At 32.1% G+C, this 23,450-nt stretch carries 24 protein-coding genes; 16 read left to right on the plus strand and 8 right to left on the minus strand.

The genetic code is table 11. From position 1 onward, the window contains the following. The first annotated feature begins 33 nt into the window (after positions 1-33). The 4 genes from H4V97_RS04350 to H4V97_RS04365 all read left to right on the plus strand — a co-directional run bounded on the left by H4V97_RS04350 (position 34) and on the right by H4V97_RS04365 (position 3,798). Positions 34-1,455, plus strand: a complete 1,422-nt coding sequence (locus H4V97_RS04350) for a CCA tRNA nucleotidyltransferase (RefSeq protein WP_209549040.1) — start codon at positions 34-36, stop codon at positions 1,453-1,455. Between the two features lie 90 nt (positions 1,456-1,545). Next, the gene (locus H4V97_RS04355; protein WP_209549041.1) at positions 1,546-2,568 is read left to right on the plus strand and encodes a COX15/CtaA family protein; all 1,023 of its coding nucleotides are present in this window, start codon (positions 1,546-1,548) and stop codon (positions 2,566-2,568) included. Between the two features lie 56 nt (positions 2,569-2,624). Further along, positions 2,625-3,398 carry a CDP-alcohol phosphatidyltransferase family protein gene (locus H4V97_RS04360; RefSeq protein WP_209549042.1) on the plus strand — a complete coding sequence of 258 codons (774 nt, stop codon included), beginning with the start codon at positions 2,625-2,627 and terminating at the stop codon, positions 3,396-3,398. Positions 3,399-3,615: 217 nt separating this feature from the next. Beyond that, the gene (locus H4V97_RS04365; RefSeq protein WP_073207301.1) at positions 3,616-3,798 is read left to right on the plus strand and encodes a CsbD family protein; all 183 of its coding nucleotides are present in this window, start codon (positions 3,616-3,618) and stop codon (positions 3,796-3,798) included. Between the two features lie 106 nt (positions 3,799-3,904). Here the strand turns inward: H4V97_RS04365 and H4V97_RS04370 are convergent, their stop codons facing one another. The 6 genes from H4V97_RS04370 to H4V97_RS04395 all read right to left on the minus strand — a co-directional run bounded on the left by H4V97_RS04370 (position 3,905) and on the right by H4V97_RS04395 (position 9,075). Further along, positions 3,905-4,675 (minus strand): LytR/AlgR family response regulator transcription factor, encoded by a 771-nt coding sequence (locus H4V97_RS04370; RefSeq protein WP_209549043.1) that lies wholly within the window; start codon positions 4,673-4,675, stop codon positions 3,905-3,907. Positions 4,676-4,727: 52 nt separating this feature from the next. After that, on the minus strand, positions 4,728-6,218 hold the full coding sequence (locus H4V97_RS04375; protein ID WP_209549044.1) for an ArnT family glycosyltransferase: 1,491 nt from the start codon (positions 6,216-6,218) through the stop codon (positions 4,728-4,730). Between the two features lie 100 nt (positions 6,219-6,318). Next, the gene (locus tag H4V97_RS04380; RefSeq protein WP_209549045.1) at positions 6,319-6,672 is read right to left on the minus strand and encodes a 2TM domain-containing protein; all 354 of its coding nucleotides are present in this window, start codon (positions 6,670-6,672) and stop codon (positions 6,319-6,321) included. Positions 6,673-6,687: 15 nt separating this feature from the next. Then, positions 6,688-6,993, minus strand: a complete 306-nt coding sequence (locus H4V97_RS04385; RefSeq protein ID WP_209549046.1) for a 2TM domain-containing protein — start codon at positions 6,991-6,993, stop codon at positions 6,688-6,690. Positions 6,994-7,068: 75 nt separating this feature from the next. Next, positions 7,069-8,442: a histidine kinase gene (locus H4V97_RS04390; RefSeq protein ID WP_209549047.1), complete on the minus strand. Its 1,374-nt coding sequence runs from the start codon at positions 8,440-8,442 to the stop codon at positions 7,069-7,071. Positions 8,443-8,454: 12 nt separating this feature from the next. Further along, positions 8,455-9,075 carry a hypothetical protein gene (locus tag H4V97_RS04395; RefSeq protein ID WP_209549048.1) on the minus strand — a complete coding sequence of 207 codons (621 nt, stop codon included), beginning with the start codon at positions 9,073-9,075 and terminating at the stop codon, positions 8,455-8,457. Positions 9,076-9,250: 175 nt separating this feature from the next. Between H4V97_RS04395 and H4V97_RS04400 the strand changes: the two genes are divergently transcribed. Further along, the gene (locus H4V97_RS04400; RefSeq protein WP_209549049.1) at positions 9,251-9,493 is read left to right on the plus strand and encodes a hypothetical protein; all 243 of its coding nucleotides are present in this window, start codon (positions 9,251-9,253) and stop codon (positions 9,491-9,493) included. 4 nt (positions 9,494-9,497) lie between these two features. Then, entirely contained in the window at positions 9,498-9,782 is a 285-nt protein-coding gene (locus H4V97_RS16010; protein WP_410505218.1) for a type II toxin-antitoxin system RelE/ParE family toxin, read from the plus strand. A gap of 43 nt (positions 9,783-9,825) precedes the next feature. On the opposite strand, the gene H4V97_RS04410 is transcribed toward H4V97_RS16010, so the two are convergent. Beyond that, on the minus strand, positions 9,826-11,985 hold the full coding sequence (locus H4V97_RS04410; protein ID WP_209549051.1) for a TonB-dependent receptor: 2,160 nt from the start codon (positions 11,983-11,985) through the stop codon (positions 9,826-9,828). A 423-nt stretch (positions 11,986-12,408) separates the two neighbouring features. Here H4V97_RS04410 and H4V97_RS04415 point away from each other — a divergent pair, with 423 nt between their 5' ends. From H4V97_RS04415 to H4V97_RS04460, 10 genes are all read left to right on the plus strand, one after another. Next, the gene (locus tag H4V97_RS04415; protein ID WP_209549052.1) at positions 12,409-13,578 is read left to right on the plus strand and encodes a T9SS type A sorting domain-containing protein; all 1,170 of its coding nucleotides are present in this window, start codon (positions 12,409-12,411) and stop codon (positions 13,576-13,578) included. 288 nt (positions 13,579-13,866) lie between these two features. Beyond that, the gene (locus H4V97_RS04420) at positions 13,867-14,424 is read left to right on the plus strand and encodes a sugar O-acetyltransferase (protein ID WP_209549053.1); all 558 of its coding nucleotides are present in this window, start codon (positions 13,867-13,869) and stop codon (positions 14,422-14,424) included. 9 nt (positions 14,425-14,433) lie between these two features. Next, positions 14,434-14,571: a hypothetical protein gene (locus tag H4V97_RS04425; protein ID WP_209549054.1), complete on the plus strand. Its 138-nt coding sequence runs from the start codon at positions 14,434-14,436 to the stop codon at positions 14,569-14,571. After that, a complete protein-coding gene (locus tag H4V97_RS04430; protein WP_317196490.1) occupies positions 14,572-15,000 on the plus strand; it encodes a VOC family protein in 429 nt (142 codons plus the stop codon). It begins immediately after the preceding gene. Between the two features lie 183 nt (positions 15,001-15,183). After that, positions 15,184-16,464, plus strand: coding sequence for a chloride channel protein (locus H4V97_RS04435; RefSeq protein WP_209549055.1), 1,281 nt, complete (start codon positions 15,184-15,186; stop codon positions 16,462-16,464). A gap of 6 nt (positions 16,465-16,470) precedes the next feature. Further along, positions 16,471-17,082 (plus strand): HPP family protein, encoded by a 612-nt coding sequence (locus H4V97_RS04440; protein WP_209549056.1) that lies wholly within the window; start codon positions 16,471-16,473, stop codon positions 17,080-17,082. Positions 17,083-17,290: 208 nt separating this feature from the next. Next, on the plus strand, positions 17,291-17,830 hold the full coding sequence (locus H4V97_RS04445; RefSeq protein ID WP_196850587.1) for an IS1096 element passenger TnpR family protein: 540 nt from the start codon (positions 17,291-17,293) through the stop codon (positions 17,828-17,830). A 310-nt stretch (positions 17,831-18,140) separates the two neighbouring features. Next, the gene (locus tag H4V97_RS04450; protein WP_196850569.1) at positions 18,141-19,199 is read left to right on the plus strand and encodes a nucleoid-associated protein; all 1,059 of its coding nucleotides are present in this window, start codon (positions 18,141-18,143) and stop codon (positions 19,197-19,199) included. A 239-nt stretch (positions 19,200-19,438) separates the two neighbouring features. Then, positions 19,439-19,678 (plus strand): hypothetical protein, encoded by a 240-nt coding sequence (locus H4V97_RS04455; protein WP_196850570.1) that lies wholly within the window; start codon positions 19,439-19,441, stop codon positions 19,676-19,678. 228 nt (positions 19,679-19,906) lie between these two features. Beyond that, entirely contained in the window at positions 19,907-22,279 is a 2,373-nt protein-coding gene (locus H4V97_RS04460) for a GAF domain-containing protein (RefSeq protein WP_209549057.1), read from the plus strand. 1 nt (position 22,280) lies between these two features. On the opposite strand, the gene H4V97_RS04465 is transcribed toward H4V97_RS04460, so the two are convergent. Beyond that, on the minus strand, positions 22,281-23,447 hold the full coding sequence (locus tag H4V97_RS04465) for a Pycsar system effector family protein (protein ID WP_209549058.1): 1,167 nt from the start codon (positions 23,445-23,447) through the stop codon (positions 22,281-22,283). Positions 23,448-23,450: the final 3 nt, after the last annotated feature.

Here is a 23,450-nt window from a genome sequence, read left to right on the forward strand (position 1 = left end):
CGTTTCTCGGAATGACAAAATGGAACTAAAATAATGAAATACAAACAAGCCTTAAACAATAAAATATTCGAAGTCATTTCTCAAGCTTCCCAAGAACTTAACATAAAAAGTTATGTAATTGGCGGTTTCGTCAGGGATTTGATTTTAAAAAGAGACTTCAAAAAAGATATCGATATTGTTGCTGTGGGCAGCGGAATAGAATTAGCTTTAAAAGTTTCTCAATTACTTCCAAAAAAACCAAAAGTACAAGTTTTCAAAACGTATGGCACCGCCATGTTGCGTTTTGAAGATACGGAAATCGAGTTTGTAGGCGCCAGAAAAGAATCGTATCACTTTGAAAGCAGGAATCCAGTTGTAGAAAACGGAACGCTTGAAGACGATCAAAACCGACGTGATTTTACGATAAATGCATTAGCCTTATCATTGAATGCTGAAAATTTCGGAGAATTATCGGATCCTTTTAATGGTTTAGTTGATTTAGAAAATAAAATAATAAAAACTCCCTTAGACCCAGATATTACTTTTTCAGATGATCCTTTGCGTATGCTGAGAGGTATTCGTTTTGCGAATCAATTGGGATTTGAAATCGATGAAGCTTCTTTGGAATCAATCGAAAAAAACAAGGAAAGAATTAAAATTATTTCAGGAGAGCGCATCGTTGATGAGCTTAATAAAATTCTTTCGACTGATAAACCTTCTATTGGCTTTTTGTTATTATTCAAAACTGGACTTTTAGATATCATTCTTCCGGAATTGACTGCTTTAAATCAGGTAGAAGAAATTGAAGGCCATACCCACAAAAATAATTTTTATCATACACTGGAAGTTGTTGATAATATATGCCCCAATACAGACGATGTATGGCTGCGATGGGCCGCTTTATTACATGATATCGGCAAAGCACCAACCAAACGTTTTAACAAAAAACAAGGTTGGACATTTCATGGACACGAATTTTTAGGTGGGAAAATGGCGAAAAAAATCTTCGAACGTTTACACATGCCTTTGAACCAAAAGATGAAGTTTGTACAAAAAATGGTCATGATGAGTTCACGACCTATTGTTTTGTCACAAGACACCGTTACTGATTCGGCAGTTCGCCGATTAGTTTTCGATGCGGGTGAAGATGTGGAAAATCTAATGACTTTATGTGAAGCGGATATCACCACCAAAAACGCAAGTAAATTCAAAAAATACCACAACAATTTTGAAATTGTTCGAAAGAAAATTGTGGAAGTAGAGGAACGCGACCATGTTCGGAATTTCCAGCCTCCTATTTCAGGAGAAGAAATTATGGAAATCTTCAATTTACAGCCATCTAAAGAAATTGGAATGCTTAAAGAAGCCATAAAAGAAGCCATTCTGGAAGGGGAAATCCCGAACGAATATCAAGCTGCCTATGGACTTATGTTAAAAAGAGCCGAAAAATTAGGCTTAAAAATTAACGCTTGTTGAATTAAAATTTAACTTTTTTTAAAATAACTTTGTGCTAATTATTTCTTTAAAAAGAAATACATAATCCTACTAAAAAATTAGTTTCATAACATGAAAAAAGGGAATAAATCGGTTATTGTTTGGTTGTTATCGGGTTGTATTTTAATTTTTATAATGGTTGTCGTAGGCGGAATTACACGATTAACTAATTCTGGTCTTTCCATGACCGACTGGCATTTAATCACGGATACTTTACCGCCTCTTTCTGAGGCAAAATGGCAGGAAGCTTTCGAACAATACAAGCAATTTCCTGAATACCAGAAAATCAATATTCACAATGATTTTACATTAGCTGATTATAAATTCATCTATTTCTGGGAATGGTTTCACCGTTTTATAGGACGTGCCATCGGAATGGTTTTTATTATTCCTTTTATCTATTTTCTAATCAGAAAAAAATTAGATAAAAGCACTATTAAAAAAAGTATAATTCTTTTAGGATTAGGTGGATTACAAGGTTTTTTTGGATGGTTTATGGTACGAAGCGGATTGATTAACGATCCAGATGTAAGCCATTTTAGATTGGCGCTTCATCTTACAACAGCCTTTATCACTTTTGCATATACGTTTTGGGTAGCATTGGATTTAATTTATCCTGAAAAGAAAAACATAGAGAAATCCTTGCGCACCATTGCCCGTGTCGCTCTAGTTTTCTTATTGTTGCAAATTATTTATGGAGGATTTGTTGCGGGCTTAAACGCCGGTTTAATCCACAATCATTGGCCATTGATGAGTGACGGTCAATTTATTCACGACAGTGTTTTCTTAGAACAAAAAAATGTATTTTTGAGTTTTACGGAAGGTAAAAGCGGCGTACAATTTGTACACAGAACTCTTGCGTATTTTGTCGTTGGGATAATTGTTTTACTATATTTCAAAAGCAAAAATTTCACTTTAGATAAAAGGCAAACAAACGGAATAAAATCACTTCTACTATTGGTTTTTGTTCAGTTTGGATTAGGGGTACTAACCCTATTGTATGGAGTTCCACTGTGGTTAGGATTAACGCATCAGGTAAGTGCATTTTTCTTGCTTACAGCTATGACTTATACTTTGCATCGATTATCCAAATAATTTTCATACCTTTTATATCTGACTATATTGTCGTATTTCTTTGTTCATCAACTTAAATGTCTAAACTTGCAGCTCAAGATAAATTTCTTGATTTATCCGATTACGGAAGACCAATTGGAACATTCTTTGCCACTCAATTAAAAAATACGCGGTTTACTCCCATTCACGTGACGCTCCTTTTTGGAGTTTCCGGTCTGATTGCAATTTACTGCATTCTGGAAAATCATTATTTTTTAGCGGCTTTTTTTATCATTCTAAAATCGATTATCGATGCCGCTGACGGCGAATTGGCACGGATAAAAAACACACCTTCTTACACCGGAAGATATCTCGATAGTGTGTTTGACATCATCCTTAATTTTTTATTTTTAATGTCCATTTGTTATGTTTCCAATACCTCTTTTTGGTTAACGGTGATTGCTTTTTTTTGTATTCAATTGCAAGGAACATTATACAATTACTATTATGTGATTTTGAGAAACAAATCGGTGGGTGGAGATACAACAAGTAAAATTTTTGAATATAAATCTCCTAGAGCATTACCAGGCGAAAGTCAAAAATCAGTTGATATTTTGTTCCAAATTTACACTATAGTTTACGGCGTTTTTGACAAGATTATTCACACCTGGGACAAGGATGCTTACAAGGTAAAAACTTTTCCAAATTGGTTTATGACGCTAGTTAGTGTTTATGGTTTAGGCTTTCAATTACTGATTATTGCCATCATGTTACCTATGAATTTAATCGACTACATCGTCCCGTTTTTTATCGGTTATACTTTGTTTGTTTTTGTTTTAATTGGAATAAGAAAAGCACTTTTCAAGGTATAAAACCACTATAGAAATAATCTATACACAACATTCAATTATTTAAAAACTAATTATTTACGTAACATCATATTCTTTTTTAGTTTAATACTAATTTCACTTGAATCCATTATCGGCAACTATGAATTATACAACAATTCAGTCTAATTATATAACACTTTTTTAGCTTTAAATTCTCAACTTTGTTAAACAATAAGTAACAATTTAAAACTATAACATTATGCCGAATTCAACAGAGATTAAAGGAAATTATAATGAGTTAAAAGGTAAGCTTAAACAAAAATTTGCTGAGCTAACAGATGACGATGTATTATTTGAAGAAGGAAAAGAAGATGAAACTTGGGGTAAATTACAACAGAAATTAGGTAAAACTGAAAAAGAGATTAAATCATTATTTGAATAATTTCAACGTTATAATAGTACTAAAACTGTTTCATTGTCAACTATCAAAATTTCCTTTTTTAAGGGCTTCTAGATATAACATTGAAACAGTTTTTTTATGTAAATAATTAACCAATCCAGGTTCTAAAATCAGATACTTTTTCTCTGCTTACAATAACCTCATCCTCTTTATAAGATGGCAAAATCACCTTCAAACGAGAGTTACTGTAAACGACAATTTCTTTGATTGCTTTCAATGGAATTATAAATTTTCTGCTTACACGAAAGAAATCAGCAGGATCCAATTCCTGTTCTAAAAATTCCAGAGTAGTTTCGATTAAATAATTTCTATTGTCGAAAGTATGAATGTATGTTCCTTTATTTTCACTAAAAAAACACTCAATTTCATCGGTAGCTATCACTTTTAGATGTTGTCCTATTTTTACGGTAAACCTTTTTTTGTAATTTTTATCAAATGGATTAGAAAGCATTTTTTTGATTTGCTCAAAGTCGAGTTGCAACGATTCTTGTTTTGGCAAACGCGCCTTAAATTTGGAAACCGCAATCTCTAAATCATCTTCATCAATAGGTTTTAAAAGATAATCAATGCTATTCAATTTAAATGCTCGCAACGCATATTCATCATAAGCGGTCGTGAAAATTATAGCGCTTTTTATGGCACGCTGCTCGGAGACGAAATGTTCGAATATTTCAAATGATAAACCATCGGATAATTGAATATCTAGAAAGATCAAATCAGGTTGTTCGTTTTTAGCAAACCACTCAATTGATTCTTCCACGGAATGTAGCATCACTCCCACTTCGATATTTAATTTTTCGAGTTTTCTTTGCAGCAATCTAGCAGCAGGTTTTTCGTCTTCAATAATTATTGTGGTCATGGTTTAATTTAAAGTTAAAACTTTTGGTTTTGGAAAATCTCAATTTAATTCGTTAATCGAACACATGTTTTTCTAATGACGCCCAATTTTGTTTCCTATTTATTTTTGGATTTCGACAAAGATACACTGGAATATTATTTTCCTCGTCAATTGCATATTTGTGTTTTACCATTTTTATTAATGTGCAATCTTTAAATATGCTTTCTACAACTTTTTTTTCATTTCCAATACTGATACAAACTTCCCCGCTGGTTGTACCGCTTCCCCAAAGCCAAAAACTTCCGTTGCTACAAATTGGATTTGGCAGCTGGTATTTTTTTCCAATGATTTCAATTGCACCGGCTTCTCCGTAATTTTCAGCCCAAATAACACAGTTTATTTTCTCTTGCGGTGGCAACGATTGATAGGTACTATCGACTAATTTCACTTGTTCTTCCCAGCCAAACATATCAGCATAATCATCTGTTATTATTATACGTCCATCTTTTTCGGGTTTTAAATTTAAATAATTAACATAAGTATCAATTGGTAAAACTGGTATTGCGAGTGGCAAGAAAGGAATCATTGGAAGCAATAAAACGGCAGCCACAGCATAATTCCAATTTGGTTTTTTGTGAAGTAACTTTTCGATTTTTACAGCTCCACTAGCGAATAATACAGGGTAAATGGCGAAGAAATAGTACGCCTTAGATTGCATCAACCACATTGTTGCAAATATGAATAAAGCAGTAATCCCTATAGCTTTATATTTCTTTAAATCCTTGTCAAAAAAGTAAGCAAAAAGCCCCATCAAACTAATTGCCAACGTAAATGGATGTTTTAATTGCTCCAATGTAAAATCAAAAGGGCCGATTTCGTCCAGCTGGCTTTCTTTTAATTTTTGCAAATGCATAAGAACCGGCAAATCGTGCTGAAATTGCCAAATAATATTTGGTAGAAAAAGTAGAAAAGTGATGCATCCTGAAGTATAAAGCCACTTATTTTTGAAAAGCGCGCCATTATCATAAAATAACAAACCAACTACAACTCCCAATCCCCAGACCAAAATGGTATATTTATTCATCAAGCCCATTCCTGCGGCAATACCAAGCAAAACCAGGAATTTTACGTTTTTAGTATTAAAATATTTGATCAAAAAGTAGAAACCTAGTGTCCAAAATAACTGATCGAAAGCTACCGGCTGAAAAAGAGTCTGATTGCGATAAAAAGGCAAGAATGCCAAAACAGAAACTCCAGCTAACAAAACCGCTTTCTTTTTTCCACCCAATTCCTTGGCAATTAAACAACAAATTATAAGAATTCCAACACCAGCCAATGTGGAGAAAAGACGAATACCAGATAACGAGTATCCAAAAATAAAATGAGCAACTTTACCCACAAACGCAATAAAAGGCGGAAACTCAAAATAGCCCCAATCTAAGTGCTCACTTACAGATAAATGCAGTAATTCATCCCGCTGAAAACCATAATTTTGATTTCCAATGAGATGAATTATTAATTTTATTATTGAAAGAAATGCAATGATAGGGTAGTATTTTCTCAAAGTTGTTGTTTTATTTATACAATCCCGATAGTTATCGAGACTAAGATTTTAAGTGTGTTTAAATTATTATAAATAGCTTTTGAAAAAATGAGTAGAAACGCTATTGCCATTTCTCTTTTTTCTCTTTTTCCATCAATTCTTTTATTTTATTTTCTTCCCAGTTTGGTCCAAAAAATATATTTCTTCCAAAAACAGATAATCCATGTGCAAGAAGTCCTATTCCCCAGAACAAAGCAGTTGAATAGGTCTCCCAATTCCTTAAATCTCCTTCCTCATCTGAGTTTCCATTCACAAAAGAAATAATAATAAATAAGTTTACAAGAACATATACTAATGCATGAACATAGAATCCTTTAATCCTTTTTACTCTTTTATAAGCTAAATCATAACGCAAATCAGGATTAAAATCATCCGTTTGATATTCGTTTTGCAATTGTCTTTTTAATCGTCCCATGATACTATTTTTAAATTACTCCCAATTACTATTATTTTCCTTTTCCTTATCCATAAATTCCTTAATCTTTTTCTCTTCCCAATCTTGACCAAGAAATGGCATATAATTAAAGACTTTCATTCCGTGAATTACGATTCCAATTCCCCAAAAAATCATAGGCCAGAAAAACCATAAATGATTAGGCGACGTTAGCAAATTAATCACTAGTAAGCCCGTATTTACAACTAGGTAGGCAGCCAGGTTTCCATAAAACCCTTTAATCTCTTCCATCCTTTTTTTAGCTTTAAAATAGCGTTCTTCGTCTTTATTATTATTTTCCATTGTAATTTTGTTTAAAAATTTATTTCACGTTTAACATTTCGCTAAATCACCAAAAATGGCAACCGGAAACTAAAATCACTTCCATGCTTGTTTGTTTTCTTCTTTTCTTAGGATTTCTTGAATTTTGCGCTCCTCCCAATTAGAACTATATCCATAAACTTTTAAAGCATGCATCACTAATCCAAATCCCCATCCTCCAGCTGAAAACCAAAACCAATGAAATTGTGGAGAATATCTTAAATTAATAAATACTAATATTGGAATTACGATACAGTACGAAATTAAACTTCCGTAGAATCCTTTGAGCTGTTCCACTCTCTTTTTAGCTCTATAATAAGCGGTGTTTTCGCTATAATCAGTTGTTTCCATGACGGCAATTTGTTTCGTTAAAATTGGTATTTTGACTGAAAACGTTTTCTCATTTTGGGCAATCAATACCTTTCTATTGGTAATAATTCCATATCGATCGATGATGTTTTGCAATCCTACACCTTGACGATCTTGCAATACTTCTTTTTTTTGATAATCGTTTTCAACAACCAGATAATCTCCTTCGATAAAAATTCGAATATGCAACGGTCGCTGTTCACTAACTACATTGTGTTTTACTGTATTCTCCAATAAAAGCTGCAAGGAAAGTGGCACCACTTTGGCTTCCGTCATTGCGAGGGACGAAGCAATCCAATCCTCTTGCGACGGCAATTCGTAAAACAAACTGTTTTCAAACCTCATCTTAAGCAGGTTCATATAGGTTTTGGCGAAAGCCAGCTCTTCTTCAACTGAAACTAATTCTTTATCTTTTTGTTCCAAAACATAACGATAGATTTTTGACAATGAAGTCGTAAAACGTTGTGCATTTTCAGGATTTTCTTCGATTAGAGAACTTAACACATTCAAACTATTAAAAAGGAAATGAGGATCAATTTGGTTTTTTAAACTTTCAAACTTTGCCGAAGCCGTTCCTGCAATTATTTTTTGCTGTGTTACTTCCTTTTTGGATGCATTTTTCCATTTAGCCATAAAACTTCTGGCATGCATGAAGGTGGAGACACCCAGAGATAAAATGATATAAAAAAGATGCACCCACAACATTCTTTCATTAAAAAATTCCGAAGGATCCAGCTTTTGAAAAACCACAAAAGTGAGATAATCAATTCCTAAAACAACTGGTATCGTGTATAAAATAGTGGCAATTATACCAAAATACACTCTTAAATTAGTTTGTTCCAGCCAATCCCATTTTTTATCTAAAAAAGCATTAATGAATCCATTTCCAAAACCAATTCCGAAAGAATACATGGCGCTTATGAGAAAAGTAATTAACACACTTTTCAATTCAAAATTTCGTTGCACAAAGGAAAATACCAATGTGAAAATCAAAGTTATTTTCAAACAAAGTATTGAACTTTTCTTAAACTCTGCCAACATTTTTATCCTTTGATTTTCCATTGTTATTCTATATTATTTGCAATTTTTTAATGCTTCTGTAGCTCTGTCTAATCCCCATTTTGGAGAAAAAGGTGTTTCAGGTTTAAAAGTAGCAAAAAGTCCAATAGCTTTTTCAATTTGCCCGCATAATGGTTTAGTATCGACTCCCGTCCATTTCGCCCCTCCTATTTCAAACTCCGCTTTACCAAATACCACTCTCGGATTATTTGGTGCCAATGCTTCCGCTTTGGCATACATTTCCATCGTTTTTCCGGATAATTTCATTCCGTTCGTCATTGGATCAAAAACAATCCAGGCAGTATTTATCATGGCTTGCATTACATATAATTCAGCATTATTTTGATCTTTTATCATTTCAATATCCAATGCATTTTGTGCTTTGGCAAGTAACAAATTCATTTTGTCTTTATCCTGTGTTCCAAAAGCTGCTGTGGTATTTACTAAAGCTACGTAATAATTTGGCAACCAGCTTGTTTTTTCTGCCGATGCAATTCTTTCAAATTGATCTGAGGCTTCCGTATTTTTTCCTGCTGCCCAAAGCCCAAAAGCTTTTCCCATTCCTTGTTCAAATTGTCCTTGTGCTGATAATAAGCTACAAACAAATAAAGCGGTAATTGTGATAATTTTGATCATGATAGTAAATTTTAGTTGTTAATGATTTTATTGATGATTGAAACTTGTTTAATTATTATTCAAAAGTATTTCAGTTTTAGGCTTTTTAAAACTTTAACTTACTGAATTGTTGATTTTTGAGGATGAGTTGTTATGTGAATCTATTTTTTTGTAATTTTGATAAAAACATTTAATTATGAGTACTGCTGAATTAAAATTAAAATTATTTCGTGAAATTGATACTCTTGATAAATCCAAATTAGAGCAAGTCTATGGAATTTTAACAAATTTTATCAATAACGAAAATAATACTGAAGAATGGCATTCTCTTCCTAAAGCGCAACAAAAAGGATTAATTGATGCTATTGAAGAAATGAATTCGTCAGAAGGCATTGACCACAAATCTATACTTGAAAAATACAAGCAAAAATATGCTTAAACCAATGAGGTGGTCTTCTTTAGCAGATGAAGATCTATCAAAACTTTTGGAATATCTTGATTCAAAATGGAATACGTCAGTTTGTTTAAAATTCATAGGCAAATTAGATTCTTGTTCGTCTTTTATCCAACAAAACCCTAAACTATTCCCCATTATTAATAACGAACTTCAAATAAGAAAGTGCGTTGTTACGAAACAAAATTCACTTTATTATAGAGAAACTGAAACAAGAATTGAAATTTTGAGATTATACGATACTCGCCAAAATCCTGAAAATTTACTTTTTTAAGCCAAAATTAATAGGCAAAACACAATAACCATTCTAACCTTACTTATAGATTCTTCAACTGATTGTCCTTTTTGTCATTACTAATGGTCCAAAAGAATCCAACAAAGAAAAATCGATCTGCTGTAGGCGTGACTTCTTTTCGATTATAAATACCATTTGTATCCGGATTTTTTGCATAATCGTAGCCAAAAACATTTTGGCTTCCTAAAATATTGGAAACGGAGAAGTATAAAATCTTCTGAGTAGTCAATAAATACGCCCAATTGAAACTCAAACTGTTGTATGATTTTGTTTTTCCATTCATGAATTGTGTTTCATTTGGATTATTATATGGTCTTCCAGAACTGTATAAATTGGTGAAACCTATTTGCGATTTCCAATCATTAATCCAATATTTGGCAACAATGGACAAACTATGATCTGCAACAAAATTAGGCGTGACCTGAGTTGGAAAGTTTTTATAGTCCCGTTCTGTATCGATGTAAGAATAGGAAACCCAATATTCTAAATTTTTGAATGATTTTCCGTCTCTCCAAAACAAATCCAATCCTTTGGCATAACCCGAACCATTATTACTAAAAACCGAATTGTATTGTATCGATGGAGTATCGTATTTCACCAAATTACTGTAGTCTTTATAATAGGCTTCTGCTCTGAAGGTCTTCCCTTCTTTATTATATTGATAATTCAAAATATAGTGAGACGCTTTCTCACTTTCGAATTGATGAAAGTTAGAGTACTTGATATAATCTACGTTTGGAGTCTGAGTAAAATCCCCGTAAGCCATAGAAAGCTGACTATTTTTAGCCATTTTGTAAGCCAAAGAAACTCTAGGAGAAACGGCGGTTTCATTTAACAAATCATTACTGGAAACTCTCAAACCAACTTTGGCAGCAAACTTTGTAGAGAAGAATATATCCGCTTCGGTGAATACAGCAGCTATATTAGAATTGTAACCATTATTATTTGTCGTTCCAGAATCTTGCCTGAAATCTTCATTAAATTTGGTGATGAAATAATCCGCTCCAAAAGACAATTTCACTCGATCCGAAAAACTCTTTTTTAATTTTAATTTCAAATGTGCGGCATTCTCGTCATTCGCAACTTTATCTAAATCCAGATTTATTTTATTTTTACTATAACCATAACTTAAACCCGATGTTATTTGCCAGTTATTACCAAATCCTCCTTTATATGAACTATTAAAATAGAAATTATTATTGTTTAAATCGACTCTAATTTTTTGTGGAGCGTTGATATTTTCTTGATTAATATCGAATTTCGAGCCATCAAAAGCAGCATATAATTTCAGAATTCCGTTATTGAAATTATAACGATATACCGTTTCGCCAGCTAAAGACTGGAAAGGACTGTTCCAATCTACATTTTGTCTAATGGCAGCTTGATATGGCGCCAAATTAATATACGAAGTATTTACACTTAGCGAACTTTTTTTCCATTTCTGAGTATTCCCAAGACCTAAACCAACGGTCATCAGAGCAATTTCAGTTTTGTTTTGATCTGGTTCGTCTTGCGTATTCAATAGTAACACACTGGACAATGCTTCTCCATATTCAGCAGAATAACCGCCTGTTGAAAAGGCTATTCCACTAAACAAAAATGGAGAAAACCGGCCTCTCGTTGGTAAATTTTGAGCTGAAGCTCCGTAAGGCTGTGCCACCCGAATTCCATCTACAAAAGTTTGGGTTTCATTAGCCTCGCCACCGCGAACAAACAATCTTCCATCCTCGCCTACATTTTGTGTACCCGGTAACGTTTGCAAAGCCGCAATAATATTTCCTGCAGAGCCAGCTGTGGTTACAATATCAAGTGGTTTCAATACGGAAACTCTCGCTTTGTCGCCAGCTTCCAGATTTCCTGCGGTAATAACTACTGCATCCAGCGCATTAACGTTATCTCTCAATTTTATTGTTTTGTTTTTAAAATTTGAAACGTCAATCAGTGTTTTTGAAGTTTCGAAAACAAGAAAACTCACAACCAAAGTCTGATTTCCTTTCGTACTTGTTTCAAAAGTAAAATCTCCTGTATCAGAACTGGAAGTACCATCATAGGTCCCTTCGATAAAAATATTGGCACCAGAAACTGGATTTCCTTTTTCATCTACCACTTTTCCTGAAAGTATCGTTTGTGAGAAAAGGGTAGTTGCAAATAAAAAGAGGGTAAGAGTAATTATGGCTTTCATGTTATTTAATTTTGATGATACAAATATATTTCGGAGATCGAAATTATAAAATATTAGTTAACTGAACTGTCAAAATTAGAGGATGAGTTGTATTTAAATTCCCCTAGTAGCGGACAACCTTTATAAACTGGAAAATAAAAAAAATAAATTAAATAAAAGTCTATAAATCAATTACTTATGAATCAATTTTGTTAAATTTGTGTAATCTAAAAAAGTGTTTACATGTAACCCCAACACATCAGAGCTTTAGTTAGATTTTTGGTCAATAAAACGCAAATTTCGCGATATCGATCAACAAAAGATGGTACAGTACGATTTCTCACCGCAACTGTAGAGATGGTGTCATTAAAAATTGATGCTAGATAATTAATATACACATGGTTACTTCAAAAGCCTAAATCGTGAAAAATTAAAATTATCAAAATGAAAACACAAACTACTTTACAAGGGAGGAAAATTAATCTCTTCAAATCCGTAATAGTGTGGATTTGTTTCCTATTCGCCGTAATTTCCTCAGCTCAAAAAGTCGAGTCCGTTCTTAATGAAAACTGGATAAACGGAAACTGGCAGAATGCTCTTAGTACATCTAATACTTATGATGGCAACAATTTTTTAATCAATTCCCTTAGCCAGTCCTGGTCCGCTTCCTCAGGAACATGGATAAATGCTTACCAACAGAAACTCAATAACAATTCTGATGGATCTCTAAACCAGGCTACAGGGCAAACTTGGGATATGGGGACAAGTTTATGGAATGATACCGTAAGGTCAAGTTATATCTATAATCCAGCAATGAAAATACTTACTTTTCTTTCAGAAATATGGGCTGGAACTTGGCAAAACTCCCAACTAGAAACAAATACTTATGACAGTAATAACTTCCTCATTCACACCCTTTCCCAAACTTGGGACCTAACCAACAGCAGATGGAAAAACTATGTCCAGACCAATTTCATTAATAATGCAGACGGAACAATAAACCAAAGCATTACCCAAAATCGATATTTAGACATCTGGGAAAACTCAAGCCAAACCAATTTCATTTATAATGCAAACGGAACATTACATCAAACCATTACCCTTATCCAACAACCATGGGATTATGATGACATTTGGCACAATAACATAAGAGTATCCACTTCTTATGATGGAAGTAATCATATTACAAATTCGTTGTCGCAAATCTGGGATGCCGCTTCAAGTTCATGGATAAACAATTTCAAATCAGATTATTCCAATGATGGTAATGGTAATCTAATCCAAATTATAATGCAATCTTGGGATACTCGAACAAACAATTGGAATAATTCACACCGAATAACTTTTAATTATACTTTAGGGCTATCTGATTTGGCAAAAGGAATAAACTTGACTTTGTATCCAAATCCCGCAGTCGATATCATAACTGTAAAATCAAATAGTGACCTTTATGAGAAATCTTATTTGATATCTGATCAAAATGGCAAAATAATTCAAACCGGAACATTAAATTCTGCAACTACAATTGTTAATCTCAGCAAATTATGTTCGGGAATGTATTTTTTTCGAATGAATGAGCAACCCAAACAATCGATTAAAATAATGAAGAAATAAACTACTCACAAAACGCAGCAACTTTGACGGTGATAAAAAATGGGACGAGGCTATCTAATAATTATTGATAGCCTCGTTTGCAATTGAATACTTATCTTTTTTTTTAAAAGTCATCATTTCTTTGGACTTCATTTTAGAATTTACAAAAGTTATTTGGCAAGAATTATTTGTAGGTAATTACTAACGAAATTTAAAGAAATGGTATCCATGGAAAAATTCATATTTCCAGTAACATGTTGCATCACTGTCGATTTTCTTATACATTTACAGTAAAACCCAAATGCATTTATGAAAACTGAAAAAGAAAAAATGATTGCCGGAGAATATTATTTGGCCGGTGATTCTGTTTTAGTAAAAGACAGACGAAAATCTAAAAATTTGCTTCACAGATTAAATGTTACCGAATATAGAATAACCAAAAAAGCACGAGAAATTATAAAAGAGTTGATTCCCAATGCTGGAGCAAATCTATATATTGAGCCTCCATTTTTTTGTGATTATGGATACAATATTACTTGCGGTGAAAATGTTTATTTTAATGTAAATTGTGTTGTTTTGGACTGTGCCAAAGTAACTATTGGATCCAATGTTTTTTTTGCACCAGGAGTTCAATTGTACACCGCAACACATCCCCTTGATGCGGAATTGAGAAAAACACTTGAAAGTGCTTTGCCCATAACTATTGGTGATGATTGCTGGATTGGCGGGAATTCCGTAATATGTCCCGGAATTACAATAGGAAATGGTTGTGTTATTGGTGCAGGTTCTGTGGTTACAAAAGACATTCCTGATAATTCATTGGCGGTGGGAAATCCAGCGAAAGTAATTCGGAAATTAAATCAATAAATTCAAATTATGCCACACGTTTTAGCAACACTCAAAAATGTTCCTTTGGAAATCATCAAAGGAATTTTAGAAAAAGACAAAGCGTTTCATGCCTCGCAAGGAATGTATTTGGAACAAATTTGGCAAAACAGTGATGATCAAAAATAAGTGCTTTTTCTTTTCCGAATAAATGATATTGACCACACAAAAGCTTTAATTCACAAAGTACATCACACCGCTATTATTTGCTCCGATTATGATCAATCAAAAAAGTTCTATACCGATGTTTTAGGTCTGACGGTTATTCGGGAAATATATCGTGCGGAAAGACAATCCTACAAACTCGATTTGGCACTAAATGGCACTTATGTAATTGAACTTTTTTCCTTTCCTAATCCACCGCAACGCACATCGAGACCAGAGGCGGCAGGATTGCGACATTTAGCATTTGAAGTAAATGATTTAGAACAAACCATCCATTTTTTATCTTTGAAAAATATTTTATCTGAACCAATCAGAATTGATGCCAACACTAATAAGCGTTTTACTTTCATCGCGGATCCAGATAATCTTCCCATTGAGTTTTATGAAAAATAAGGACCTTTTCACTTATCAAAAAAGTGAAATTCATAAAGGAATCATAAAAAACAACAATTATATTTATATTTTAATTCAAGTCTAATTTTCTTTTTTTAAATTTGTAATTCGTTAATAAATGTTTTTTTTTCAAAATAAATATTTTTTTTACTTGAAAATCAATGACTGCAAAATAATTTTTAGATGAATTCTACCGCTCGAATTAAAAAAAATTACCAATTAATCAAATTTCAAAAATTAGTTATTGTTTCCATTTTAATCGGCTTTCTTTCGGCCTTTTTAGGAATTTCGCTTAAAAAAATAACCGAATATTACGAGGAAATCTTTTTTCATCAAGCTTCAATCAATCCAATATTCTTTGTTTTCTTTCCAATTTTCGGTTTGTCTATCATCTATTTTCTTCGAGAATATCTTTTTAGAAAAAAAGAAAATAAAGGGATTAAAGAAATTTTTGAGAGTACAAATTCCAAATCAAAAAACTTACCCAATTATAAAATTCCATCCCATTTCATTAATGGATTACTGACGGTCGTTTTTGGTGGATCAACCGGAATTGAAGTGTCTACTGTAGTCGCTTCGGCAACGATTGGCGCTGTTGCCCAAAGAAAACAAAACGTATTTAGACAATACAAAACCGAATTAATCTGTGCCGGAGTTGCGGCTGGAATTACCGCTTTATTTAGCAGTCCTGTTGCCGGAATCCTTTTTGCATTAGAAGTTATATCTAGAAAAGTAACCCGAGCATTTTTAATAAGCAATTTGATTTCGGTAGCTGTTGCATTTGGACTGCTGTTTTTGTTGGATGAAAAACCTTTATTTGCCTTAACCATTACCACTTGGCATTTAAAAGCTATTCCCTATTTTATACTTTTAGGAATTTTAGCAGGATTAAATTCGGTTTATCTCACACGATGTGTATTGTTTTTCAAGTCTCAATTTTTAAAAATAAAAGTTCATTATTTCAAAATTATTTTGGGTTCTGTCATTTTAAGTGTTTCCTTATTAGTGTTCCCGCAACTTTATGGTGAAGGCTATCATGCGATCAAAACTATTTTTATTCATTCGAATGATATGCCAATGACATTTTCATTAGCCCTTACATTTCTTGGAATATTGATATTAAAACCTATTGTAACTTCAGCGACTTTGGCTTCTGGAGGTGACGGAGGTGTTTTTGCACCGAGTCTTTTCATTGGAGCTTTTTTAGGATTACTTGTTGCTTCCACTTTAAATACTTTTTTTAATGTAAATGTGATTCCGTTAAATTTCATGGTTATTGGTATGGCTGCAGTTTTAAGTGCCAGTATTCACGCGCCATTTACAGCAATTTTCCTAGTTTGTGGATTAACGAATGATTATACTTTATTTCTTCCCATTTTAGTGGTTTGTCTTATATCAAAATATACTGCGAAAATGATATATCCATTTACAGTGTACACTTATTCCCCAAGTTTATCAAAATAGTTTCCCATGCCTATTCAAAAAATTAAACGGAATTACCGCAAAACCAAATACATTCTTTACAAAGAAACTTTGGTCGATTATAAGGAACATTTCTGGGCTTTTTTAGGTTCAATTATAGGTATTGGAATAATTGCTTATTTGCAATCTAAAGAACTGCCTCATTCTGATGTTGTTTATCTTATTGGCTCATTTGGAGCATCGAGTGTTTTAGTTTATGGCGTAATTCAAAGTCCACTGGCACAACCTAGAAATCTCATTGGCGGTCATGTTGTTTCGGCAATTATCGGTGTAACAGTTCAACAATTTGCTCCTGATATTCTCTGGATAACCGCCCCACTTGCCGTTTCTCTTTCCATAGTTTTAATGCAAGTGACTAAAACATTGCATCCCCCAGGAGGTGCAACTGCGCTTATTGCGGTAACTGGTTCTTCAGAGATTAAAAATCTTGGCTATTGGTATGTACTTTATCCGGTCTTGAGTGGTGTTCTAATTCTACTTGCTGTGGCATTAATTTTTAACAATTTAACTCCAAACAGATCTTATCCAAATCATAAAAAATACCATCAGTTTAGGACTCGAATTGCTGGTAAATTCAAAATTAGTAATCGCAATTCCTAAAGGTCTTTAAGCAAAATAATTCCTTTTTACTTTAATAATCTCATCCTATTTTATATTACTATAATGCCTCGCTTGACCGTCAATTGATTCTTTTCTTTAAAAATGCATACGCAAAAATATTATCAACAAATCTGAAATCTGTCGCAAAACTTCGGGACGAAATCTAAAATTATATTTTACCTTTGACCTTTCAATAAAAACAAAGATTATGGTTTACAAATTCAGAGTAATATTAGATACCGAAGAAGATATTTTTAGAGATATTGCAATACTGGAAGATGACACGCTGGAAGATTTCCATAATGCCATCTTCAACTCCTTTGGGTTTGACGGAATGGAAGTGGCTTCATTCTATACTTGTGATGAAACTTGGAATCAAGAAGAGGAGATTTCTATGTTTGATACAGGAGATGTACTTGGCGAGCAAAAAATCATGAGTGATTATCAATTATCGGATATTTTAGATAAACAAAACACGAAAATCATTTATGTTTATGATTTCATAAACATGTGGACCTTTCTTATTGAACTTGCTGCTGTTGAAGAAATTGAATTAGGTGCTACTTATCCTGCTACACTCTTTTCTCATGGCGAAATGCCAGATGAAGCAATGGAAAAAAACTTTGAAGCGGATAATGCGGATGACTTTGCCAGTGAATTTGAAGATGATTTAGATCAAGATGACCTGGACATGTTTGAAGGAGACGATAGTTTTGAAGATTATGGATTTGAAGAAAATTGGAATTAATCCTCTCCACTCACGAACCATCGAAACTCTCCAAAGGAAAGGGCGATAAAATCACATAAAAAATAGCACACAATAATATTCACGTCTCGTCTCCCTCTCAGGGCAAACGCTTTTGACATTTTTAGACTTAAAAAAAATTAAACCATTAAGAAATTAAGAGAATTAAGGCTTAATGAAACTTAATTTCTTAACGGTTTTAAAAAAAGACTAAAATTTTACTTTTCAAAGTTTTAAAAGTGTTTTACCTGGTCTCCCTCTCCTTTGGAGAGTCCCGAGGCTTCGGGAGGGGAGAGCAACTAAACATAAAAAAATGATCAACTTATATAACACACACATTGAAACTCTTTCTATACATCGTGTAGGAAATAAAAGCCGCAATGAAGCCTTATTTTTATCAGACCAATCCTTTTCATTAAATGATGAAATTGTACCGCTGATGAAAGAATATTTCTTTAGACCTTTTAGAGAAAAAGAAGAAAACTATTTTCAGTTTGCTCATGAAATTGATTTGGATTACAATGACATGTTTAAATTTGCAACTCAAATTTTTGAAAACCCAAGTAGTTTACATGAAGTTTCTAAACAAATAACGACGCACTTATTCGAGCAGTCAAACCATCCGCATATTAAAAATGGTGAAGTTTATGTTACGTACTTAACGAATGTTAATATTGATAATAATGTTGTTGATGCTATTGGGATTTTCAAAAGCGAATTGCAATCGGATTTTTTACAATTTGAAGAAAAAGGGACCAACTTGGAAATGATTTTGCAACAAGGAATAAACTTAAGCAAACTTGACAAGGGGTGTTTGATTTTTAACTATAAAAAAGAAGAAGGTTATAAAATACTTACCGTTGACAGCAACCGATATGATGCCAGATATTGGCTAGAACATTTTCTTTCAGTTGATGCATTTGAGGATGAAAATTTCATAACAAAAAAGTACTTAAAATTTTGCCAGAATTTTGCCAAAGACGTGGTATTTCCGGCAGAAGACAAGAAGGAAGAAGTTATGTTTATGAATCGTTCCGTAAATTATTTTGCTAAAAACGACCAATTTGAAGAAACTAATTTCTTGAACGAAGTATTAGACAATCCTGATTTGATACCTGAATTTAAAAATTACAAAATAGACAAAGGAGAAAAATATAGTATTGAAGATGTTACTTCATTTCCTATCGCAAATGCTGCAGTTTCCGATGCCCGAAAATCCATAAAAAACGTAATTAATTTAGATACACATATCCAAATAAAAATGGATTTCATTAACCCTGAAAGTGCCGAGAAATACGTAGAAAAAGGTTGGGACGAAGAAAAACAGATGTATTATTATTTAGTTTATTTCAATAAAGAAGAAAAATCATAGAGTAAAGACAAGTCGCGACTTGTCAGTACAAAGATCTATTCAAATATTCTTTCAATCCCCAATTACGTATGTGATTGGGGATTTTTCATTTAGAAAACGAAACAGAAATTGTTTGGTTAAAAACTAATTTTGTAATATTTTTTATATTTTATTAATAAAATGATGTACTTAATCGGATTTATTAGTCACTTAGACTGCTATTTGATTACATTTAATTTCCTCAACCTTAACAACCTATTATGAACCTAACTGAAATCAAAGAAAAATTTCTAACCAAAAAAATTATGTGTTCGTTATTTGGACATAAATATATTGTAACTAGAATTATAACGAACCACTTCAAGGAATTTAAATGTACGGTTTGTCAATTAGAATTAACTAACGATGATAAAGGTGAAAAAACATTTCTCACACCAGAATTAAAAGAAATAAATGAAACCTTGATTGGTTTTCATAATAAAAAGCTTCATCTCATTTAATTTTTTTTAATTAAGAGTTCCAAAATTACATTCACTTTATTCCCAATCTATTAAAAACCTTCAAAAGATGCTTATTCTACTATTAATCCAATCTATTATCATGTTGAAACAAAAAATAAATCAAAAAAAGGCAAATGCCATTGATTAGATTTTTTAAAATAACATTAAAAATAAGTATCTCACAATCAGCTATTTAGTAAATTTGTATTTCAAGCTAAGTAAACGAAAATGAACAATACTTATTTTAAATACAGTCCCTTCAAAATTTTGATCTCGTTTCATAAGCTGATTGAAAGCTTGGAAGAAATGGTAGAAACAAATGTAGACTTACGCTCTACTTATGCTAAAAATTTACTTGAGCAGTTAGTGCCTTTTCCAGAATTTAGAACTGGAATTGAAGATTTGAGTTTAATAGAAAAAAATGAGGTATTAATTAAACAATTATTTACCGATTTATTTCCTATTGCGTTAACAAATAACGAAATAAAAGCGGTTACAATTCCTTTTCAGAATTTTACGTTTAATTATAGTGTGCGATTCAAAAAAATAGTTGAAAATGCCGGTCAAAATTTTGATTTGGACATTCCTGATTTGGATGAAAATCAATTTTACATCATGAGTTGTATCTTGATTCTGAATACCTTTTATAATCAAAAAATTGATTTTGACATCCCTTTATTTTACGATATACCCTACGCTAATGGTATAATGAATAAATATCGTATTTTGTATAATGTCGATTTTCTTGAAATAACACCAACCAATAAAGCGCCCGAAATTACGCAAGATGACATTGATTTATTAATGGATAATTATGACAACATTAATTTATGGAAAGAAAAAATTCCCTTTGAAAGTTGGATATTAAAAGGTTTTGGAATTATTACGCTTTTTGATGTCACTACTGAGAGTGCGGTTTCTAACTTAAAAAGCAATCTTTTAAAACCAGAAAAGGAACAAATAATATCGAATGAAAATTTTGAGGCTATTTTTCGGTCCATTTTCAAAATAGCTGATTTAAGAGTTGGTTTGACTTTTTACAATTCTGAAGAAGATAAACTTTTAAAACCGATTTTCAACGACGAAAGTTTAGGTAGTTTTATTCTTAGTATTTCTGAACAAGAAGTAGATTGCAAAAATATACTGTTAGGAGATTCATTTAATAACTTATTGAAAAACAATAAATTACTTGCGATTTCAAATGTTGAAAAATATGCATTGCAATATGGAAATGAAACATTGGGACAACATTTATTAAAGCAAGATATTAGAAGTTGCATTTTTGTTCCCATTTTAAAAAACAATACACTTTTAGGTATTGTAGAATTGGTTTCTGCAAGCAAAAGAGTGCTGAGTAGCATTAATATAAGTAAACTTGATTTAATTTTACCTTATTTGGTTAACACTATTCAACGATACAACAAGGACATGCAAAATCAACTGGAGGCGATTATTCAAAGAGAATATACCGCAATTCATCCAAGTGTTTACTGGAAATTCCAAAAAGAAGCGTTGAAATACTTTCAAACTAGCAAGCTTAATAAAGACTATATTTTTAAGGAAATTGTATTTAAGGAAGTCTATCCATTGTATGGACAAATCGATATTAAAGGTTCATCGGAAAATAGAAATGAAACGGTAAAAGACGATTTAAAAAATCAATTAAACAGTCTACTGGAAATCTTTGAAAATCAAAAATTAAATTCCAATCTTATTTTATTAGAACAACGAAAATTTGAATTGCAGTCTTTGTTTGATCAACTGGAAGATCAGCTAAAAGCCGATACAGAACAACAAATCCAGTTTTATATTGAGAATGAAATTCATCCTATTTTAAAAAATATTGAAATGGATGAAAAGGGCGAATTATTACTTCATAATTACTTTGAGAGTTTAGATGAAAAAACAGGAATGTTCTATCAGTCCAGAAAAAAATTCGATAATGCATTGTCTATTATTAATAAAAAATTAGCTGCCATTCTCGATAAAAAACAAATAGAAGCTCAAATTATTTATCCGCATTATTACGAAAGATTTAAAACAGATGGCGTCGAACACTATCTGTATATTGGCGCATCAATAGATCCTACCCAAACTTTTGATACCATGTATCTAAATAATTTGAGGTTATGGCAATTACAAACTTTGTGCGCTATGGAAATGAAACACCATCAACTCAAGTCATCATTGCCTTATGAACTCGAGGTGACTTCTTTAATTTTAGTATTTAGCTCTCCTATTTCGATTCGATTTAGAATGGATGAAAAACGATTTGATGTAGATGGAACGTATAATGCCCGTTATGAAGTGATTAAAAAACGCATCGACAAAGCCAACATAAAAGGAACTAAAGAACGAATTACCGAAAAAGAAAAAATTACTATCGTATATTCTCATGATAGTGAAGAAACCGAATATTTGAATTATATCAAGTTCTTGCAATTCAAAAAGGTATTAGAGCCAACTGTAGAGCAATTTGAGGTCGAAGAATTACAGGGAGTTTCCGGCTTAAGAGCTATTAGAGTGAAAATTATTAATGACAACAAACAAGTGGAGACAAACAGCTCTAAATATCAAGATTTACAAGACGAATTAAATTAAGCTAGACTCCTATAATTTTGAAGGCAATTACAAACGAAATTACTGACATTATAATTCCTAACATAAAAAAATTATATGCAATTCGTAATAATCTATATTTTTTCTCTAAAACCAATCCTAAAAAATACAAATCTTTAATCATTGAATTATATAGATAATCTCTGTCTTTAAACATCTTATTAACCGCTTCTTGATACTCTTCTAAAGGCATTTTATAAAAATTTCCAAAGAAAAGTAAATTAACTTTTCTATCAGCAATATCTTGTTTCGTAAAAAAACTTTTCGTCACTTTTGGCCGAGTGGAAAGAATTGCAAAAATAATTGTGATTACACTAAACATGATCAAGATAAAAGTTGGAATAATCAGATTAGCATTTTTGGGGCTAATTAATTTAGGAATTAATGAGGAAAGCGCAATTGAAATTATAATCGCATTAACAGAAAGTAGTATGTTCGCTTTATTGTCTGCAATCCCGCTTAACCGGGTATGATTTACTAATGTTATTTTAAATAAAGTGTCTATCCCGCGATCTGGCTTTTCGGCTTTGTTTGTTTTCTTTTTCTTTTTTTTATTTTTTAATTCGATTCTATCGACTTCTTTTTGAATGATTTTTATATTCTTTTCTTTTAAAGGTTGCCAATTCTCTAAAGCAAAATCGGTGTAAAATCGATGCCTATTGGCTAAAAAATTTTTATTTTCTTTAATCCATTGCTCATTTGTACAAAATTTATGATCAGCATTTTGCCACTCCATTCTTAAGTCATCAAGGGATGAAATATAGTTGATGCTAGTAAGATGAAAAAAATCAGCATCTTTAATTATTTTTTCCAAAATAGTTTGGGGTTCATAATCATATTTTGTTGCTTTAATTAAATTTGAAACTTTTGCAATAAAATCAGCAGATTGTTCTTTTAAGAAAGTAGATGCAATAATAATACTGGAATCTTCGTGATTAATACTGCCGTTAATATATCCCGCATCGTGAAACCAAGCGGCAATTAACAAAATTTCTTTGTCGGAAGGAGTTAAATTTTCAGATTCTGCTAATTTTTTGGCAGCAAAAACGACATCAATTGTATGATTAAAATTATGATAGGTATATATCGCAGAAAGTTTATCTTTGAATAACCTACTAACAAAATCTTCGGTTTGTTCAATTATAGTCATATA

It is taken from the genome of Flavobacterium sp. CG_23.5, assembly GCF_017875765.1.
Taxonomy (GTDB): Bacteria; Bacteroidota; Bacteroidia; order Flavobacteriales; family Flavobacteriaceae; genus Flavobacterium.

Coding starts and splice junctions, on each gene's coding strand:
- H4V97_RS04350 (WP_209549040.1), top strand. CDS start 34: ATGAAATACAAACAAGCCTTAAACAATAAAATATTCGAAGTCATTTCT.
- H4V97_RS04355 (WP_209549041.1), top strand. CDS start 1,546: ATGAAAAAAGGGAATAAATCGGTTATTGTTTGGTTGTTATCGGGTTGT.
- H4V97_RS04360 (WP_209549042.1), top strand. CDS start 2,625: ATGTCTAAACTTGCAGCTCAAGATAAATTTCTTGATTTATCCGATTAC.
- H4V97_RS04365 (WP_073207301.1), top strand. CDS start 3,616: ATGCCGAATTCAACAGAGATTAAAGGAAATTATAATGAGTTAAAAGGT.
- H4V97_RS04370 (WP_209549043.1), bottom strand. CDS start 4,675: ATGACCACAATAATTATTGAAGACGAAAAACCTGCTGCTAGATTGCTG.
- H4V97_RS04380 (WP_209549045.1), bottom strand. CDS start 6,672: ATGGGACGATTAAAAAGACAATTGCAAAACGAATATCAAACGGATGAT.
- H4V97_RS04385 (WP_209549046.1), bottom strand. CDS start 6,993: ATGGAAAATAATAATAAAGACGAAGAACGCTATTTTAAAGCTAAAAAA.
- H4V97_RS04390 (WP_209549047.1), bottom strand. CDS start 8,442: ATGGAAAATCAAAGGATAAAAATGTTGGCAGAGTTTAAGAAAAGTTCA.
- H4V97_RS04395 (WP_209549048.1), bottom strand. CDS start 9,075: ATGATCAAAATTATCACAATTACCGCTTTATTTGTTTGTAGCTTATTA.
- H4V97_RS04400 (WP_209549049.1), top strand. CDS start 9,251: ATGAGTACTGCTGAATTAAAATTAAAATTATTTCGTGAAATTGATACT.
- H4V97_RS16010 (WP_410505218.1), top strand. CDS start 9,498: ATGAGGTGGTCTTCTTTAGCAGATGAAGATCTATCAAAACTTTTGGAA.
- H4V97_RS04410 (WP_209549051.1), bottom strand. CDS start 11,985: ATGAAAGCCATAATTACTCTTACCCTCTTTTTATTTGCAACTACCCTT.
- H4V97_RS04415 (WP_209549052.1), top strand. CDS start 12,409: ATGAAAACACAAACTACTTTACAAGGGAGGAAAATTAATCTCTTCAAA.
- H4V97_RS04420 (WP_209549053.1), top strand. CDS start 13,867: ATGAAAACTGAAAAAGAAAAAATGATTGCCGGAGAATATTATTTGGCC.
- H4V97_RS04425 (WP_209549054.1), top strand. CDS start 14,434: ATGCCACACGTTTTAGCAACACTCAAAAATGTTCCTTTGGAAATCATC.
- H4V97_RS04435 (WP_209549055.1), top strand. CDS start 15,184: ATGAATTCTACCGCTCGAATTAAAAAAAATTACCAATTAATCAAATTT.
- H4V97_RS04440 (WP_209549056.1), top strand. CDS start 16,471: ATGCCTATTCAAAAAATTAAACGGAATTACCGCAAAACCAAATACATT.
- H4V97_RS04445 (WP_196850587.1), top strand. CDS start 17,291: ATGGTTTACAAATTCAGAGTAATATTAGATACCGAAGAAGATATTTTT.
- H4V97_RS04450 (WP_196850569.1), top strand. CDS start 18,141: ATGATCAACTTATATAACACACACATTGAAACTCTTTCTATACATCGT.
- H4V97_RS04455 (WP_196850570.1), top strand. CDS start 19,439: ATGAACCTAACTGAAATCAAAGAAAAATTTCTAACCAAAAAAATTATG.
- H4V97_RS04460 (WP_209549057.1), top strand. CDS start 19,907: ATGAACAATACTTATTTTAAATACAGTCCCTTCAAAATTTTGATCTCG.
- H4V97_RS04465 (WP_209549058.1), bottom strand. CDS start 23,447: ATGACTATAATTGAACAAACCGAAGATTTTGTTAGTAGGTTATTCAAA.